Annotated in this window: 15 protein-coding genes and 1 pseudogene; 8 read left to right on the forward strand and 8 right to left on the reverse strand. The window is 72.3% G+C overall.

Annotated elements, in window-relative coordinates:
* Positions 1-2 precede the first annotated feature (2 nt).
* From MOTC310_RS27685 to MOTC310_RS27715, 7 genes are all read right to left on the reverse strand, one after another.
* A complete protein-coding gene (locus MOTC310_RS27685) occupies positions 3-386 on the reverse strand; it encodes a hypothetical protein (protein WP_331304048.1) in 384 nt (127 codons plus the stop codon).
* Between the two features lie 74 nt (positions 387-460).
* Positions 461-2788 carry a xanthine dehydrogenase family protein molybdopterin-binding subunit gene (locus MOTC310_RS27690; protein ID WP_331304049.1) on the reverse strand — a complete coding sequence of 776 codons (2328 nt, stop codon included), beginning with the start codon at positions 2786-2788 and terminating at the stop codon, positions 461-463.
* On the reverse strand, positions 2785-3264 hold the full coding sequence (locus MOTC310_RS27695; protein ID WP_238286975.1) for a (2Fe-2S)-binding protein: 480 nt from the start codon (positions 3262-3264) through the stop codon (positions 2785-2787). The genes MOTC310_RS27690 and MOTC310_RS27695 overlap by 4 nt, the downstream gene beginning before the upstream one ends.
* Before the next feature lie 439 nt (positions 3265-3703).
* Entirely contained in the window at positions 3704-4039 is a 336-nt protein-coding gene (locus tag MOTC310_RS27700) for a DUF6968 family protein (protein WP_331304050.1), read from the reverse strand.
* 13 nt (positions 4040-4052) lie between these two features.
* Entirely contained in the window at positions 4053-6107 is a 2055-nt protein-coding gene (locus MOTC310_RS27705; RefSeq protein ID WP_331304051.1) for a potassium transporter Kup, read from the reverse strand.
* Positions 6108-6494: 387 nt separating this feature from the next.
* On the reverse strand, positions 6495-7823 hold the full coding sequence (gene ispG, locus MOTC310_RS27710) for a flavodoxin-dependent (E)-4-hydroxy-3-methylbut-2-enyl-diphosphate synthase (protein WP_331289529.1): 1329 nt from the start codon (positions 7821-7823) through the stop codon (positions 6495-6497).
* Between the two features lie 100 nt (positions 7824-7923).
* Positions 7924-8169 carry a hypothetical protein gene (locus MOTC310_RS27715; RefSeq protein ID WP_331304052.1) on the reverse strand — a complete coding sequence of 82 codons (246 nt, stop codon included), beginning with the start codon at positions 8167-8169 and terminating at the stop codon, positions 7924-7926.
* Between the two features lie 38 nt (positions 8170-8207).
* Here MOTC310_RS27715 and MOTC310_RS27720 point away from each other — a divergent pair, with 38 nt between their 5' ends.
* The 8 genes and pseudogenes from MOTC310_RS27720 to deoA all read left to right on the forward strand — a co-directional run bounded on the left by MOTC310_RS27720 (position 8208) and on the right by deoA (position 15010).
* Positions 8208-9335, forward strand: coding sequence for a patatin-like phospholipase family protein (locus MOTC310_RS27720; protein ID WP_331289531.1), 1128 nt, complete (start codon positions 8208-8210; stop codon positions 9333-9335).
* Between the two features lie 148 nt (positions 9336-9483).
* Positions 9484-10038 carry a glutathione peroxidase gene (locus tag MOTC310_RS27725; RefSeq protein ID WP_331304053.1) on the forward strand — a complete coding sequence of 185 codons (555 nt, stop codon included), beginning with the start codon at positions 9484-9486 and terminating at the stop codon, positions 10036-10038.
* A 57-nt stretch (positions 10039-10095) separates the two neighbouring features.
* The gene (locus MOTC310_RS27730; protein WP_331304054.1) at positions 10096-10743 is read left to right on the forward strand and encodes a sigma-70 family RNA polymerase sigma factor; all 648 of its coding nucleotides are present in this window, start codon (positions 10096-10098) and stop codon (positions 10741-10743) included.
* A gap of 101 nt (positions 10744-10844) precedes the next feature.
* Positions 10845-11609: an anti-sigma factor family protein gene (locus tag MOTC310_RS27735; RefSeq protein ID WP_331289534.1), complete on the forward strand. Its 765-nt coding sequence runs from the start codon at positions 10845-10847 to the stop codon at positions 11607-11609.
* A gap of 63 nt (positions 11610-11672) precedes the next feature.
* A complete protein-coding gene (locus tag MOTC310_RS27740; protein WP_331289535.1) occupies positions 11673-12113 on the forward strand; it encodes a cytidine deaminase in 441 nt (146 codons plus the stop codon).
* Positions 12106-12930 (forward strand): purine-nucleoside phosphorylase, encoded by an 825-nt coding sequence (locus tag MOTC310_RS27745; RefSeq protein WP_331304055.1) that lies wholly within the window; start codon positions 12106-12108, stop codon positions 12928-12930. Before MOTC310_RS27740 ends, MOTC310_RS27745 begins: the two co-directional genes overlap by 8 nt.
* A complete protein-coding gene (deoC, locus tag MOTC310_RS27750) occupies positions 12923-13654 on the forward strand; it encodes a deoxyribose-phosphate aldolase (RefSeq protein ID WP_331304056.1) in 732 nt (243 codons plus the stop codon). The genes MOTC310_RS27745 and deoC overlap by 8 nt, the downstream gene beginning before the upstream one ends.
* Before the next feature lie 8 nt (positions 13655-13662).
* Positions 13663-15010, forward strand: a pseudogene (gene deoA / locus MOTC310_RS27755) (thymidine phosphorylase).
* A 46-nt stretch (positions 15011-15056) separates the two neighbouring features.
* Here the strand turns inward: deoA and MOTC310_RS27760 are convergent.
* Positions 15057-15377 carry a hypothetical protein gene (locus MOTC310_RS27760; RefSeq protein ID WP_331294618.1) on the reverse strand — a complete coding sequence of 107 codons (321 nt, stop codon included), beginning with the start codon at positions 15375-15377 and terminating at the stop codon, positions 15057-15059.
* Positions 15378-15478 lie beyond the last annotated feature (101 nt).

The raw sequence follows: 15478 nt of genomic DNA on the forward strand, positions 1-15478 counted from the left end.
CCTCACGGCGCCTTCTTCAGCTGCTGCTCGGCGCGGGTGAGCGCCGCCTCGCAGGCCTGCGCGTCGCCCTTCTGATCCGCCGTGCGCGCCTCTTCCAGGGCGACCTTCGCCTGCTGGGCGGCGTCCGCGCCCTGGCCGGCCTGGGCCGACTTCTCGGGCGGCGCCTGCGGCGACTCGTTCGCCCGCTGGCCCTCGGTCCCGGTGACGCCCTCGCCGCCGCGCTTGGCGGCGTTGCCCTGGCCGCTGGTATTGGCCGAGATCGACTGGCTCACCTCGGACTGGACGCGCTTCGACACGCCGTCGATCCGGTCGCCGCAGGGCGAGGCGAGGGCGGGGGCCGCCGTCAGGATCAGGGTCAGGCAGGCCGTCAGGGCGGGACGCATCATCGGGTCGGGTACTTTCCAAAAGAATGGGGCCGCGGGTTCCCCCACGGCCCCAACGTCTCGCGACGGGTGACGGTTCAGGCGCTCAGCTGATCGCGGATCGGCAGCTGCCGGACCCGGCGGCCGGTGGCCGCGAAGATCGCGTTGGCGATGGCCGGCGCCACCGGCGGCACGCCGGGCTCGCCGACGCCGCCGAGCGGCCCGTCCCAGGCGCCGGTCGGCACGAGGTGCACGCGGACCGCCTTCGGGGCGGCGTCGATCCGGAGGACCTCGTAGCCGTCGAAGTTGTTCTGCACCGCCCGGCCCTGCTTGAAGGTGATCTCGGAGGTGAGGGCGAGCCCCATCCCCATGACCACCGCGCCCTCCATCTGCGAGCGGATGCGCTCCGGGTTCACCTGCGGCCCGCAATCGACCGCGATGTCGATCGCCTTCACCTTCACCTGGCCCTTGTCGTCGACCTCCACCTCGGCCGCCACCGCCGTGTAGGTGACGAAGCTGTAGTGGCCGGCGATGCCGAGGCCGGTGCCCTTGGGCATCTGCCGCCCCCAGCCCGCGCCCTTGGCGGCGGCCTCGATCACGCCGCGCAGGCGGCCGGTCTCGATCGGGTAGCGCTTCGGGTCCTCACCGTAGTTCCAGACGTCGCCGATCTCGGTGGGGCTGATCTTCCGGTCCGGGCCGATCAGCTCCAGCAGGTACTCCTTCGGCTCGCGGCCGGCGGCGTGCGCCAGCTCCGACACGAAGGACTGGATCGCGAAGGCGTGCGGGATGTTCGACACCGAGCGGAACCAGCCGATGCGGACATGGGCGGCGGCCTCGGGGTTCTCCAGCCGCATGTTCGGGATGTTGAGCGGCGTGTTGACCAGCCCCATCCCGAGCTCGAACGGCAGCTCGTGCTTCGGGTCGGGCGCGAAGATCGAGCCGATCGTCGGCGCCACCGAGCGGTGCAGCCACGCCACCGGCATGCCCTTCTCGTCGAGGCCGGCCTCCAGGTGCTCCACCGAGATCGTGTGGTAGAAGCCGTGGTGGAGGTCGTCCTCGCGGGTCCAGGCGAGCTTCACCGGCGCGCCGCCGACGGCCTGCGAGCAGAGCGCCGCCTCGACCACGTAGTCGGGCTTGGACTTGCGGCCGAAGCCGCCGCCGAGCAGCGTGACGTTCACCTTGACCTTGTCGTCGGGCAGCTTGAGCGCCTTCATCAGGCGGTCGTTGGCCGCCTGCGGACCCTGGACGCAGGCCCAGGCCTCGCAGAACCCGTCCTTCACGCGGGCGACCGCCGCCGGGGGCTCCATCGGCGCCTGGGCGAGGTGGGGCACGAAGTACTCGGCCTGGACCTTGGTCTTGGCCTTGGCCAGGGCGCCGTCGATGTCGCCCTGCGTGCGCACGACCTTGCCGGGCTTGCGGGCCGCGGCCTCCAGCTCCTTGCGGAACGCGTCGGTGTCGTAGCCGGCGTTCGGGCCGTCGTCCCAGGTGATCTTGAGGGCGTCGCGCGCCTTCATGGCCGACCACGTGTTCTTGGCCACCACCGCGACGCCGCCGAGCGGCATGAACTCGGACGGGATCTCGCCGCCGTCGATCTTGAAGATCTTGACGACGCCCGGGACCTTCTTGGCCTCGCTGTCGTCGAACGACTTCACCTTGCCGCCGTAGACGGCCGGGCGCGCGACGACCGCGTACAGCATCCCGTCGAGCTTGGTGTCGAGGCCGTAGACGGCCTTGCCGGTGGTAATGTCGAAATTGTCGATCAGCCCGATCTTGCCGGTGCCGATGTAGCGGAAGTCCTTCGGGTCCTTCAGCTTGACGTCGGTGGGCACCGGCAGCTCGGCGGCGGCCTTGGCCACCGCGCCGTAGCCGAGGGTGCGGCCCGACTTGGTGTGGGTCAGCGTGTGGTTGACGGCCGTGACCTCGGAGGCCGGCACGCCCCACTGCTTGGCGGCGGCCTGGATCAGCATCAGCCGCGCGGCGGCGCCGGCGTGGCGGAAGTGCTGGAAGAAGTGGCGGGTCGAGCGCGAGCCGTCCGTGTCCTGGTTGCCGAAGCGGATCTCGTCGCCCCAGGCCTGGACCACCTTCACCTTCGACCAGTCGGCCTCCAGCTCGTCGGCGACCGTGAAGGCCACCGAGGTGCGGATGCCCTGGCCCATGTCGGAGCGGTGGTTGGTCACCGTGACGGTGCCGTCCGGCGCGATGGCGACGAACACCTTCGGATCGTCGCGCCAGCCGTGCGGCATGCCGTCGGCGCCGAACTTCTGCTCCTTCTGCTCCTTGGTCTGGGTCTCGTCGGCCCGGGCCGGGCGCAGCGAGAGGGCCAGGACCAGGGCACCGGCGCCGCCGAGGATGCCGCGGCGGCTGACGTTGTCGAGGGCCGGCTTGGCCTTGGCGATGTCCGCCATCATCTTCGCGTCGTGGATCACAGGCGCTCTCCCTTGGTGGCGGGCGCCGTCTGGCCGGCGGCCTGATGGATCGCGGTGCGGATGCGCGGGTAGGTGCCGCAGCGGCAGATGTTGCCGCTCATCGTGGTGTCGATGTCGTCGTCGGTGGGCTTGGGCGTGTCCTTCAGGAGCGCGGCGGCCTGCATGATCTGGCCGCACTGGCAGAAGCCGCACTGGGCGACGTTCTGGTCGCGCCACGCCACCTGCACGGGGTGGTTGCCGTCCGGCGACAGCCCCTCGATGGTGACGACCTCCTGGCCCGCGGCCGCCGAGACCGGCGTGATGCAGGCGCGGGTCGCCGCGCCGCCGAGATGGATGGTGCAGGCCCCGCAGAGCGAGACGCCGCAGCCGAACTTGGTGCCGGTGAGCCCGAGCTCGTCCCGCAGGTACCACAGCAGCGGCATGTCGGGGTCGCCGTCGAAGCTGCGCGCAGCCCCGTTCACGGTGAGTTTGATCATCGTTGCGTCCTGTCTGGCGGCGCCGGAGCGGCGTTCAGTCGGGTCTGAGCCGGGCCTGAGGCCAGGGCCGGAAGTGCCGGCTCACGTTCACCGATGCGGCCGGGCCGCCGGGCTAACGCTCAAGCTCAGAATAATAAATATTCTAAGGCACGCCGCGGGGTGGGCGCAACGCGGGGAGAGGTCGGGTCATCCCGGAGCGCCTGCGCGTGGGGCATGCCGCGTGCGGCGGCGCACATGGGGGATCATCTACAAGTAGACGGAAGTCGGTCGATTGAGATCGACGGCCCAGTTCGCCGCGCGCCGTTGCCGCGCGCCTTGGCCGCGGGCGGAGCGAAGCACTTCGCTCCGCTTGGCGCCCCAGGACCGCACCTTGGTCCGGGGGGCGTTTCGCTGCGCGCGATGACGGGTGCCCGCTGTCGATCTCCGTCGAGCCGGCAGCTCAGCCCTCGAAAGTCTTGTCGGCGCCGACCAGGAGATCGCGGCCGTTCTTCGGGATGGGGAAGCCGTACCCGTCCCCGCGCTTCTCCCACATCAGGATGCCGGCCTTATGGGCCGCGCTGGCGTAGAGATCGAAACCGATCTTCTGCATCGCCAGATGGAGCGCTTGCAGCGCGTCGGCGCCGGCTCCGCAACTGTCCCGCGGCTGCTCGGGCCAATCGATCGTGTAGCGGCAGATCCAGTGCCCGTCCGCGTATTCCGGCGCGCAGAGCCGGACCGGGACAGGGACATCGCCGTCCGGATCTCGGATCGTCAGGACGCGCGCGCCGATGACCATGGCGGCGCGGCCCTCAGACCGTCACCTGCGTCCCGACCTCCACCACCCGCCCGGTGGGGATCTGGAAGAAGTCCGTGGCGTCGTTGGCGTTCTTGGCCAGCGTGATGAAGATCCGGTCCTGCCAGAGCGGCATGCCGGAATGGGCCGCCGGCCGGATCGAGCGGCGCGACAGGAAGAACGACGTCGCCATGATGTCGAACTTGAAGCCCTGCCGGCGCAGCAGCACCAGGGTCTTCGGGATGTTCGGCGTCTCCATGTAGCCGAACTTCATCACGACCTTGTAGAAATGCGGGCCCACCGGCTCGATCCGCACCTTGTCGGCCTCGTTGGAGCGGGGCGTGTCCACCGTCTCGACGGTGAGGATCACGTTCTTCTCGTGCAGCACCTTGTTGTGCTTGAGGTTGTGCAGGAGCGCCGCCGGGGCGATCTCGGGATCGCTCGTCAGGAACACCGCGGTGCCGCGGACGTGGTGGGGCGGGCTCTTCTCCAGCATGCCGACCAGCTCCACGAGCGGCACGTCGGTCTTGCGTGTCTTGTTGAACAGGATCGTGACGCCCCGCACCCAGGTCCACATCAGGATGATCAGGCCGCCGGCCAGCAGCAGCGGCACGTAGCCGCCCTCCACCACCTTGATCAGGTTGGAGAGCAGGAACAGGAATTCGAGCACGATGAAGGGCAGCATCACGGCCGCGGCCGCAACCGGCGACCAGCCCCACATCCGCCAGATCACCAGGAAGGTCATGGAGGCGGTGAGCAGCATCGTGCCGGTCACCGCGATGCCGTAGGCCGAGGCCAGCGACGAGGAGCTCTTGAACAGCACGGCCAGCAGAACGACGCCGATCATGAGCAGCGAATTGATCTGCGGCAGGTAGATCTGGCCGGCGTGCGACTCGGAGGTGTGGCGGATCTCCAGCCGCGGCAGCAGGCCGAGCTGGATCGCCTGCCGGGACAGGGAGAAGGCGCCGGTGATCACCGCCTGGCTCGCCACCACGGTGGCGAGCGTGGCCAGCACCACCATCGGCAGCAGGCCCCAGGCTGGAACGAGCTGGAAAAATGGATCGGCCGTGTCGGGCTTCTCCAGCACCAGGGCGGCCTGACCGAGATAGTTGAGGGCGAGCGCCGGGAAGACGAGGCAGACCCACGCCACCTGGATCGGCTTGCGCCCGAAATGGCCGAGATCGGCGAACAGGGCCTCCGCACCGGTCACCGCCAGGAACACGGCGCCCAGCGCTACCAGCGCCCCGGTGCCGTGGCCGAGCAGGTAGACTACCGCGTGCCAGGGATTGACCGCGCGGAACACCTCCGGGTGCAGGGCGATGTGCGGCAGGGCCGCCAGCGCCATGGCGAGGAACCACACGATCGTCATCGGCCCGAAGAAGGCCGCGACCTTGCCGGTGCCGCGGTTCTGCACGAGGAACAGCGCGACGATGATCACCACGGTGATCGGCAGGACGTAATCGTCTAGGGCGGGCGTGACGAGCTTCAGGCCCTCCACCGCCGAGAGCACCGAGATCGCCGGGGTGATGACCGCGTCGCCGTAGAACAGCGAGGCGCCGAGCAGGCCCAGCATGAACACGATGCGCGAGCCGCCGAGCGCCTTCCGGGCCAGCGCCATCAGCGAGAGGATGCCGCCCTCGCCGTTGTTGTCCATGCGCAGCAGGATCGCGACGTACTTCACCGTCACGATCATGAAGAGGGCCCAGAGGATCAGCGAGACGGTGCCGATCACCTCCTCGGGCAGCAGGATGCCGTCGGTCCGGGCCGGGACCAGCGCCTCGCGGAACGCGTAGAGCGGGCTCGTGCCGATATCGCCGTAGACGACGCCGACGGAGCCGACCAGCAGCGTCCAGAAGCCGGCATGGCCGTGCCGAGTCTCGGCCTTCTCGGGGGCGTCCAGGGTGCCCGAGGTCGCGGGACCGTGCGCGGGCGTCTGGTCGCCGGTCTGTCCGCCGGGCTGTCCACCGACCTGACCGGCCGTCTCGTCGGCCGCCGGGGCGGCGTCACGCGCCGCGTCGGGGGCTGCGGGCGCGGGCTGGGCTGCTACGCCGGGTGCGAAGTTGTGGCTCATGCGGATGTCGGAAGCTCGGGCGTGGCCGGCGCTTCGCGGTTCGGCTCAGGGGCCAGTCGGGGCCGGGCAGAAAACGCGAAGACTCCGCCGAACCGTGCGGGCCGGCCACCGGGCCGACCGCTCGCGGGATCGTGCGGCCTTGCTATCATGCCCTCGTGCGCCCGGAAACCGTGTGCACCTGCGAAGATCGCGGAGCTGGGTCTCGACGCGGAGGGCCGGCGGATCGACGTTGACGCGGCGCGCCGGGCATGGCCCGGGGGCGCATAGCCCGGCCCGGAGACACGACCCGCCGACGCGGCCAGCGTCTGAACGGACGGCGGCTCTGGCTCCCGGAGGCGTCCCCGGACGGCCGGTGCCGCGGAGCGGGGGCTGCCCCCGCCCCGCTCCTCACTCGGCGGCGGTGCGGGTCCCGCCCTGCTGGCCGAATCGGCGCTCGATGTAGTCGATCACGATCGTCTCGAAGTCCTTGGCCAGAGTCGGGCCGCGGAGCGTCATCGCCTTCTTGCCGTCGATGAAGACCGGCGCGGTCGGGGTCTCGCCGGTCCCGGGCAGCGAGATGCCGATGTCGGCGTGCTTCGATTCGCCCGGGCCGTTCACGATGCAGCCCATCACGGCGACGTTCAGCCCCTCGACGCCCGGGTAGGTCTTCTTCCACTCCGGCATCGAGGTGACGATCCAGTTCTGGATGTCGCGGGCCAGTTCCTGGAACGTGGTCGAGGTCGTGCGCCCGCAGCCCGGGCAGGCCGCCACCATCGGCACGAAGGTGCGGAACCCCATGGTCTGCAGGAGTTCCTGGCTGGCCTTGACCTCGACGGTCCGGTCGCCGCCCGGCTCCGGGGTCAGCGAGTAGCGGATCGTGTCGCCGATGCCCTCCTGGAGGAGCACGCCGATGGCGGCCGAGGCGGCGACGAGGCCCTTCGAGCCCATGCCGGCCTCGGTCAGCCCGAGATGGATCGCGTAGTCCGAGCGGCGCGCCACCTCGCGGTAGACGGCGATGAGATCCTGCACCGCCGAGACCTTGGCCGAGAGGATGATCTTGTTCTGCGGCAGGCCGAGCTCCACGGCCCGGTCGGCCGAGCTGATCGCCGAGCGGACCATCGCCTCGCGCATCACCGCGCGGGCATCGATCGGCCGCGGCGCCTTGGCGTTCTCGTCCATCAGGTGGGTGAGCAGCTCGCCGTCGAGCGAGCCCCAGTTGGCGCCGATCCGCACGGTCTTGTTGTGCTTGATCGCCTGCTCGATGATCGCCGAGAACTGGGTGTCCTTCTTGTCCTTGAAGCCGACGTTGCCCGGGTTGATCCGGTACTTGGCCAGCGCCTCGGCGCAGGCCGGGTGGTCGGCGAGCAGCTTGTGGCCGATGTAGTGGAAGTCGCCCACCAGCGGCACGTGGACGCCGATCCGGTCGAGGCGCTCGCGGATCTTCGGCACGGCGGCCGCCGCCTCGTCGCGGTCGACCGTGATGCGCACGAGCTCCGAGCCAACCCGGGCGAGCTGGGCGACCTGCGCCACGGTGGCGTCGATGTCGGCCGTGTCGGTGTTGGTCATCGACTGGACGACGATCGGGGCGCCGCCGCCGACCGTGACCGCGCCGTCGCCCTCGCCGACCGTGACGCCGACGGTGCGGTGGCGCGGGGCGGGGCCGGCGATCTCCGGTCCGCCGCCGGCCAGCGGGTTGTCGGCGGGGATTTCGGAACGGGTGGCTTCCATGACTTCCATCGTGGACTTTCGCGGGCGCGCCTCGCGGGTGCCGGAGCCGTGACGGCTGCCGGGCCGGTCCCGGGGACACGCCTCGCCGGAACTTCGGGGCTGCCGCGGGTTAGCTGCGGATGACCCGGCGCCGCGTCAACCCGGCGCCGCGCAGGACAGCATCGCGCAGGACAGCATCGCGGCTGTCATGTCGTATCCGCGCGCGGATGTCGAGTTTTCTGCACGTCCGGAAGGCAGCCGCCGCCGTCGCCGGTCGGTTTTCGTCGGCCTCTGTTGCCGATTCGCTCGCGCCGAGGCCGGCGCCGGCACGGCGCGGGCGCCCGTCCGCGATCCCGGCGCGCGGTTGATGCTGCATTGCAGCATCCCATCTGTGTGGTGGATCAGGAGGCCGACATGAGCGAGCAATTCGGCGGCGGCGAGCCGCACAACCCCGCCACCGCCGTTCCCGAATCGCCCGTCACGGACGCGATCGAGGCGCAGCACGCGCAGGCCCCGGGTGCCGCGCTGGCCGGCCCGGGGGCCGAGAAGCCGGTGGCGCTGGCGCTCCAGGGCGGCGGCGCCCACGGAGCCTTCACCTGGGGGGTGCTCGACGCCCTCATCGAGGACGGACGCCTCGGCTTCGAGGCGGTGACCGGGGCGAGCGCCGGGGCGATGAACGCCGTCGTCCTGGTGGATGGCTGGCTGAAGGGCGGCCCGGACGGGGCCCGCGAGGGCCTGGAGCGGTTCTGGCGCGAGGTCAGCCTCGACGGCGACCTGGGGCCGGCCCAGCGCAACCTCGTGAGCGGCCTGTTCAGCCTGTGGAAGGGCAATCCGGTGGCCGAGTTCTGGGCCAAGATGCTGGCACCCAGTCCCTACGTGTCGAACCCGCTCAACATCAACCCGCTGCGCAAGGCGCTGGCCGAGCAGGTCGATTTCGACCGCCTGCGCGAGGCCGACACGGCCGGCCTGTTCGTCTCGGCCACCAATGTCTGGACCGGCAAGCTCGCGGTGTTCGAGCGCGAGCGGCTGACGGTCGATCACCTGATGGCCTCGGCCTGCCTGCCCACGGTCTTCCAGGCCGTGGAGATCGACGGCGTGCCCTACTGGGACGGCGGCTATCTCGGCAATCCGCCGCTCTACCCCCTCCATCGCGGCGCCCAGACCCGCGACATCGTGCTCGTCCAGATCAACCCCGTGGAGCGGCGCGAGACCCCGCGCACCGAGGCCGAGATCCGCGACCGGCTCAACGAGATCACCTTCAACGCCAACCTGATGCGCGAATTGCGGGCGATCGATTTCGTCGACGGGCTGATCGAGGAGGGGATCCTCGGCCAGGGCCAGTACCGCCGGGTCCTGGTCCACCGGATCGACGGCACCGACGCGCTCGAGGACTACAACGCCGCCTCGAAGCTCGACGCCCGCTGGACCGTGTTCAAGCGCCTGCGCGACAGGGGCCGCGCCGCCGCGCAGGCGTGGCTGACGGAGAATTACGAGCGGATCGGTCAGGACTGCACGGTCGACCTGCAGCAGGCGTATCAGTGACGTCGCCGCGTCGTCGCGGTCGATCGCGGCCCCGGGCCGTTCGCGCATGGCCGGTTCGCGGCGTGCGACGAATCGACCGCGCCTGCGCCGGAAACATCCGCCGGTTCGGCGCGTTCCGGGGTGCTGCATCCCGGGTGAGGCTGCCGTCATGACCTTGCTGCGTCGCGAAGCCCTGATCCTGATCGGCGCGGGCCTCGCCGGTACGGCCCGCGCCTCCGACGCCGCGCGGGCCACGGATTTCGCCTTCGAGACGCCGGAGGGCGCGCCGATGCCGCTCTCCGCCTACGCGGGCAAGCCGATCCTCGTGGTCAACACCGCGACGGCCTGCGGCTACGCCGGTCAGCTCGCCGGGCTCCAGACGCTCTGGACGCGGTTCGGCGATCGCGGGCTCGTCGTGCTGGGCGTGCCGTCGCCGGATTTCGGCAACCAGGAACCGCTGGACGGGCCGGCCATCGCGGAGGCGGCGCGGAGGAATCACGGCGTGACCTTCCCGCTCACGGCCAAGACCCGGGTGAAGATGCCGGGCGCGCACCCGTTCTACCGCTGGGCCGCGGCCGAGCGCCCCGCCGAGACGCCGCGCTGGAACTTCCACAAGTACCTGATCGCCCGCGATGGCACCCTCGCGGCGGCCTTCGCCACGCAGGTCGAGCCGACCGATCCGCGGATCATCTCGGGCATCGCCGCCGCCCTCGACCAGGCCTGACGTCGGCGCCGGTCCGGCCCGCGGGATTAAACCCTTTGGGCCCCGCGTTCACACCCTATGGCATCGGACAAGAACAAGCGCCCGGACCTCCTCGACCTGCTGGTGCCCCTGCGGCGCTACGCCCGGTCGCTCACCCGCGACACGCTGCGGGCCGACGATCTCGTGCACGACACGCTGGTGCGCGCCCTGGAGATGCAGGGCTCGCTCCGGCCGAACACCAATCTGCGCACCTGGATGATGACGGTGCTGCACAACGCCTTCATCGACGAGCAGCGCCGGAAGCAGGTCGAGGCGCGGCACGCCGACACGCTGGTGCGGATGAGCGAGGACATGGCGCCGCCGGCCCAGGAGGGGCAGGTGCGCCTCGCCCAGATCCGGCAGGCCTTCCTCAAGCTGCCGGAGGAGCAGCGCGCCGCGCTCCACCTCGTCACCCTGGAAGGCATGGCCTACGCCGATGCGGCGGCCGTGCTCGGCATCCCGATCGGCACCCTGATGTCCCGTCTCGGCCGCGGCCGGGCGGCCCTGCGGGCCTTCGAGGAGGGGACGCGGACCGACCGCGGCTCCGACGACGCGGAGCCGGCCAAGACATCCGGCCAGACACCCGAGACGCGGCGCGGGCCGCCCTCCACCCTGCGGCTGGTCGTGTCCGACGAGCCGCGGGAAAGGTCCGCCTGGCCTCTGCGACGCGCCGTCGGAGAGAGCTGAACACGGAGCTGACGAAGGGCCGGCACCCCAGGGCGCCGGTGCCGATTGACGATTGCGACCGGCGGATCGCCTCCGGGCACGCTGGATTCGAGGACTTCACGATGATCGATCCGATCACAGACGACGATCTCATCGCCTTCGTCGACGGCCAGATCGACCCGATGCGCCGTCTCGACGTCGAGGCGCATCTCGCGGCCAATCCCGCGGCCGCGGCCCGGGTCATGGCCGAGATGCACGATCGCGACGCCCTGCGGGCCTGCTTCGAGCGCGTTCCGGGGCCCGGGCCGGACCGGAACGTGGTCCTGGCGCGCCGCTTCGACCGGAACCTGCGCTGGCGCCGCGTCGCCTCGCGCCTGAAGCGGGCCGCGGCGATCGCGGTGCTCGTGGGCGCGGGCTGGCTGGCCCATGACGAGATCGGCCGGTTCGGCGTTCCCGACACCCTGGCGGCGACTCCGGATCCGGCCCTGATCGCCGACGCGCGGCAGGCCCGGGTCGTGGCCCAGCTGCGCAAGAGCATCGGCGGCCAAGCCGACGATCCGGTCTACGACCGGGGTCGCCTGCGCCAGGCCACCGGGATCGACCTGCCGGCCCTGCCCGACGGCTGGCGGGTGCGCGACATCCAGGTCTTCCCCGCCCGGCACGGCACCGGGATCGAGGTCGCCCTCGAGACCGGCAATTTCGGCGAGGCGTCGCTGTTCGCCACCCGCGGCATCCGCGGCGGACCGACGACGCTCACCGGCTCGGACGACGGCGACGTGGTGTCGTGGAACGCGGGCGACACCGCCTATGCCCTGAGCGGCCCGCGGAGCGACGCGGACCTGCGGCGGGCGGCGAGCCTCCTCGGCGCCGGTCCGGCGAGCCGCTGAGGCCGCGCCCGACTCCCGCCCGGGGCCTCGACAGGGCTCCCCGACGGGTGTCAAAGATCGGCCATGCAGGCCGCGGATCCAGCACGGGACCCAGCACGGGACGATGACGGGCTCGCTGCCCTGTTCGAGGCTGCCCGCGCGGTGCGCGGGCGGGCGCACGCGCCCTATTCCCGCTTCTCTGTCGGGGCCGCGCTGCGCGACGAGCGCGGCGCGATCCATGCCGGCTGCAACGTCGAGAACGCCGCCTACCCGGTCGGAACCTGCGCGGAGGCCGGGGCGATCGCCGCCATGGTGGCGGCCGGCGGCCGGCGCATCGCGGCGATCCTGGTCTGCGGCGACGGCAACGGCCTGGTGACGCCCTGCGGCGCCTGCCGCCAGCGCATCCGCGAATTCGCCGGGCCGGACACGCCGATCCACGCCGCCGGTCCGGGCGGCGTCGCCCGCAGCTTCACCTTGGCGGAGCTGCTGCCGGAATCCTTCGGCCCGGAGACGCTCGGTGAGTGAGGCGGTCGCCCGCGACGCCCTGCGCGCCGCCGGCTTCGCGGGCCCCTACGCCTGCGCGGTGGTGACCGGCACCGGCCTCGGCGGCATCGCGGCCGCCCTCACGGACGCGACCGCCGTCGACTACGCGGCGATCCCCGGCTTTCCGGGACCCGGCGTCAGCGGCCATGGCGGCCGGCTGCATCGCGGGCGCCTCGCCGGGCGGAAGGTCCTGGTCTTCGAGGGGCGGGCCCACGCCTACGAGCGCGGCGACCCGGCGGCGATGCGGGTGCCGCTCGCCTGCGTGCGGGACCTCGGCGCCCGGCGCCTGCTGCTCACCAACGCCTCCGGATCGCTGCAGCCCGCGACCGGGCCCGGCAGCCTCGTGCTGCTCGCCGACCACATCAACCTCTCCGGCCTGAACCCGCTGATCGGCGAGGCCAGCGATGCCCGGTTCGTGCCGATGACCGAGGCCTACGACCCGGAGCTGCGGGCGCGGCTCCGCGCGGCGGCCGAGGCCTGCGGCCTGTCCCTGAGGGAGGGGATCTACGCGTGGTTCTCGGGCCCGAGCTTCGAGACGCCCGCGGAAGTGCGGATGGCCGGCATCCTGGGCGCCGACCTCGTGGGCATGTCCACCGTGCCCGAGGTGATCCTCGCCCGGTTCCTCGACCTTCCGGTGGCGGCGATCTCGGTCGTGACGAACCTCGCGGCCGGCATCGCCGGCGGCGCGCCGCACCACGCGGAGACGAAGGCGGTGGCCGGCGGGGCCGCGGAGGATCTCGGCCGCCTCGTCCGGGCCTTCGTGGCCGGCCTGCCCGACGGAGAGACAGCCGATGACTGACCCCGAAGCCGGCGCGGTCGCCCGCCGGGCCCTGCCGCTCCTCGATCTCACCGACCTCGGCGAGACCTGCACCGAGACCCGGATCGACACCCTCTGCCGCGACGCGAAGCGCGGCGGCGTCGCGGCGATCTGCGTCTGGCCGCGCTTCGTCGAGCAGGGCGCGCGGGCGCTGGCGGGCACCGGCATCCGGGTCGCCACGGTGATCAATTTCCCGAAGGGCGGCGAGGACTGCGCCCGCGCCACCGACGACACCGCCGAGGCGCTGCGCGACGGCGCGGACGAGATCGACCTCGTCCTGCCCTACGGCGCCCTGCTGCGGGGCGAGGCGGCGATCGCCCGCGACATGGTCGAGGCCGTGCGCGACACCTGCGGGTCCGCGCTCCTCAAGGTGATCCTGGAGACCGGCGAACTCGCCGATCCCGGGCGGATCCGGGAGGCCGGCCGGCTCGCCCTGGAGGCGGGCGCCGATTTCCTGAAGACCTCCACGGGCAAGAGCCCGGTCTCGGCGACCCCGGAGGCCGCCGAGGCGATGCTGGCCGAGATCCGCGCGAGCGGCCGCCCCGCGGGCCTCAAGGTCTCCGGCGGCCTGCGCAGCGTCGCGGACGCCGCCACCTACCTCGACCTGGCAGACCGGCTGATGGGCCCCGGCTGGGTGGGCTCCAAAACCTTCCGGCTCGGGGCGAGCAGCCTGTTCGAGACCCTGATCCGGGCGCGGGAGCTGTGAGCGTGCGGCTGCCCCAGGAGAGGCTGCCTCAGGAGACGATCCGGGCCAAGCGCGACGGCCAGCCCCTCGATCCGGAGGAGATCGACGCCTTCATCCGCGGCCTCACCGACGGCAGGGTCGGGGAGGGGCAGGCGGCGGCCTTCGCCATGGCGGTGTTCTTCCGCGGGTTGTCGCTGCCAGAGCGGGTGGCGCTGACCCGCGCCATGGCCGAGTCGGGCCGGGTCCTCGCCTGGGATCTCCCCGGGCCCGTCCTCGACAAGCACTCCACCGGCGGCATCGGCGACGCGGTGAGCCTGCCGCTCGCCCCGATGGTCGCGGCCTGCGGCGGCTACGTGCCGATGATCTCGGGACGCGGCCTCGGCCATACCGGCGGGACGCTGGACAAGCTCGGCAGCATCCCGGGCTACGACGCGACGCCGGGGCTCGACGCGTTCCGCCGGGTCGTCGGCACGGTCGGCTGCGCCATCATCGGGCAGACCGCCGAGCTCGCGCCCGCGGACCAGCGCCTCTACGCGATCCGCGACGTCACCGGCACGGTGGAATCCCGCGACCTGATCACCGCCTCGATCCTGTCGAAGAAGCTCGCCGCCGGGCTCGACGGGCTCGTGATGGACGTGAAGCAGGGCTCCGGCGCCTTCATGGCGAGCGTGCCCGAAGCGCGGGCCCTGGCTCAGAGCATCGTCACGGTGGCGGAGGGGGCCGGCCTGCACACCGCCGCGCTGATCACCGACATGGACGCGCCGCTCGCCAGCGCGGCCGGCAACGCCGTCGAGGTCGCCTACGCGATCGACTACCTGACGGGCGCGCGCCGCGAACCGCGCTTCCACGCGGTCACGGTGGCGCTGGGGGCGGAGATGCTGGTCATCGGCGGTCTGGCGCCGGACCGCGACAGCGCCGCGGCGCGGTTGGAGCGGGCCCTCGCGTCGGGCCGGGCGGCCGAAGGCTTCGGCCGCATGGTCGCGGCCCTCGGCGGCCCGGGCGATCTCCTGGAGAGGCCGGCCGCCCATCTGCCCGCCGCGCCGGTGCCTGGAGAGGCCGGCCGCCCATCTGCCCGCCGCGCCGGTGCGGCGGCCGGTCCACCAGGACGGGACCGTCGCGGGCATCGCCACGCGGGCGCTGGGGTTGGCGGTGATCGGGCTCGGGGGCGGGCGCACGCGGCCGGAGGATCCGGTCGACCCGCGGGTCGGCTTCACGGATCTCGCCGGTCCCGGATCGTCCGGCGGCCTGCTCGGCATCGTCCACGCGGCCGACGATGCGGCCGCGGACCGGGCCGAGGCCGCGCTGCGGGCGGCCTACCGGATGGGCGACGCGCCGTCGGAGCGCCCGCCCGTCCTCGAACGGGTGGGCGCCGGCTAGCGGCCGCGCCCGGCCGTGACCGGACGCGGCGGGTTCGGACGCGCGCTTACCAGCGGCCGTAGCCGTGGCGATGGCCCCAGCCACCGTGATGGTGGTGACGCGGGCCGAAGCCCCGATGTCCCCAGCCGTAATGGTGGCCCCGGCCCCAGCCGCCGTGATGGTGATGGCGCGGGCCGTAGCCGTGATGGCCCCAGCCGCCGTGGCGGTGCCCGTAGCCGTAGCCGTACTGGACGGCGTGGACGTCGCCGGCTTCCGCCCGCAGGCCGGCATCGCGGCCGAGGGGCGCGGCCATGGCCGGCGCCGCGAAGGCGAGTCCGCCGAAGGCGAGGGCGGCGGCCAAGCGGGTCCGTGCGGTCTTGGTGAACATCGGCGTTCTCCTGATCCACGCCGGTCGCCCTGTGGCGTCCGGCCGTGTCCCGGATGTGCGCCTTTGCAGTTGACGCAAACGTGACCTGTTCGCTCAGGCCG

Origin of the sequence: Methylobacterium oryzae (genome assembly GCF_036441375.1) — a bacterium.
Taxonomy (GTDB): Bacteria; Pseudomonadota; Alphaproteobacteria; order Rhizobiales; family Beijerinckiaceae; genus Methylobacterium; species Methylobacterium oryzae_A.

Bases quoted from the DNA above. Each gene is read 5' to 3' on its own strand.
- MOTC310_RS27760 (WP_331294618.1), bottom strand. From the start codon at position 15,377: ATGTTCACCAAGACCGCACGGACCCGCTTGGCCGCCGCCCTCGCCTTC.
- MOTC310_RS27715 (WP_331304052.1), bottom strand. From the start codon at position 8,169: ATGCAGCATCAACCGCGCGCCGGGATCGCGGACGGGCGCCCGCGCCGT.
- MOTC310_RS27685 (WP_331304048.1), bottom strand. From the start codon at position 386: ATGATGCGTCCCGCCCTGACGGCCTGCCTGACCCTGATCCTGACGGCG.
- MOTC310_RS27720 (WP_331289531.1), top strand. From the start codon at position 8,208: ATGAGCGAGCAATTCGGCGGCGGCGAGCCGCACAACCCCGCCACCGCC.
- MOTC310_RS27695 (WP_238286975.1), bottom strand. From the start codon at position 3,264: ATGATCAAACTCACCGTGAACGGGGCTGCGCGCAGCTTCGACGGCGAC.
- deoC (WP_331304056.1), top strand. From the start codon at position 12,923: ATGACTGACCCCGAAGCCGGCGCGGTCGCCCGCCGGGCCCTGCCGCTC.
- MOTC310_RS27735 (WP_331289534.1), top strand. From the start codon at position 10,845: ATGATCGATCCGATCACAGACGACGATCTCATCGCCTTCGTCGACGGC.
- MOTC310_RS27700 (WP_331304050.1), bottom strand. From the start codon at position 4,039: ATGGTCATCGGCGCGCGCGTCCTGACGATCCGAGATCCGGACGGCGAT.
- ispG (WP_331289529.1), bottom strand. From the start codon at position 7,823: ATGGAAGTCATGGAAGCCACCCGTTCCGAAATCCCCGCCGACAACCCG.
- MOTC310_RS27725 (WP_331304053.1), top strand. From the start codon at position 9,484: ATGACCTTGCTGCGTCGCGAAGCCCTGATCCTGATCGGCGCGGGCCTC.
- MOTC310_RS27705 (WP_331304051.1), bottom strand. From the start codon at position 6,107: ATGAGCCACAACTTCGCACCCGGCGTAGCAGCCCAGCCCGCGCCCGCA.
- MOTC310_RS27730 (WP_331304054.1), top strand. From the start codon at position 10,096: ATGGCATCGGACAAGAACAAGCGCCCGGACCTCCTCGACCTGCTGGTG.
- MOTC310_RS27740 (WP_331289535.1), top strand. From the start codon at position 11,673: ATGCAGGCCGCGGATCCAGCACGGGACCCAGCACGGGACGATGACGGG.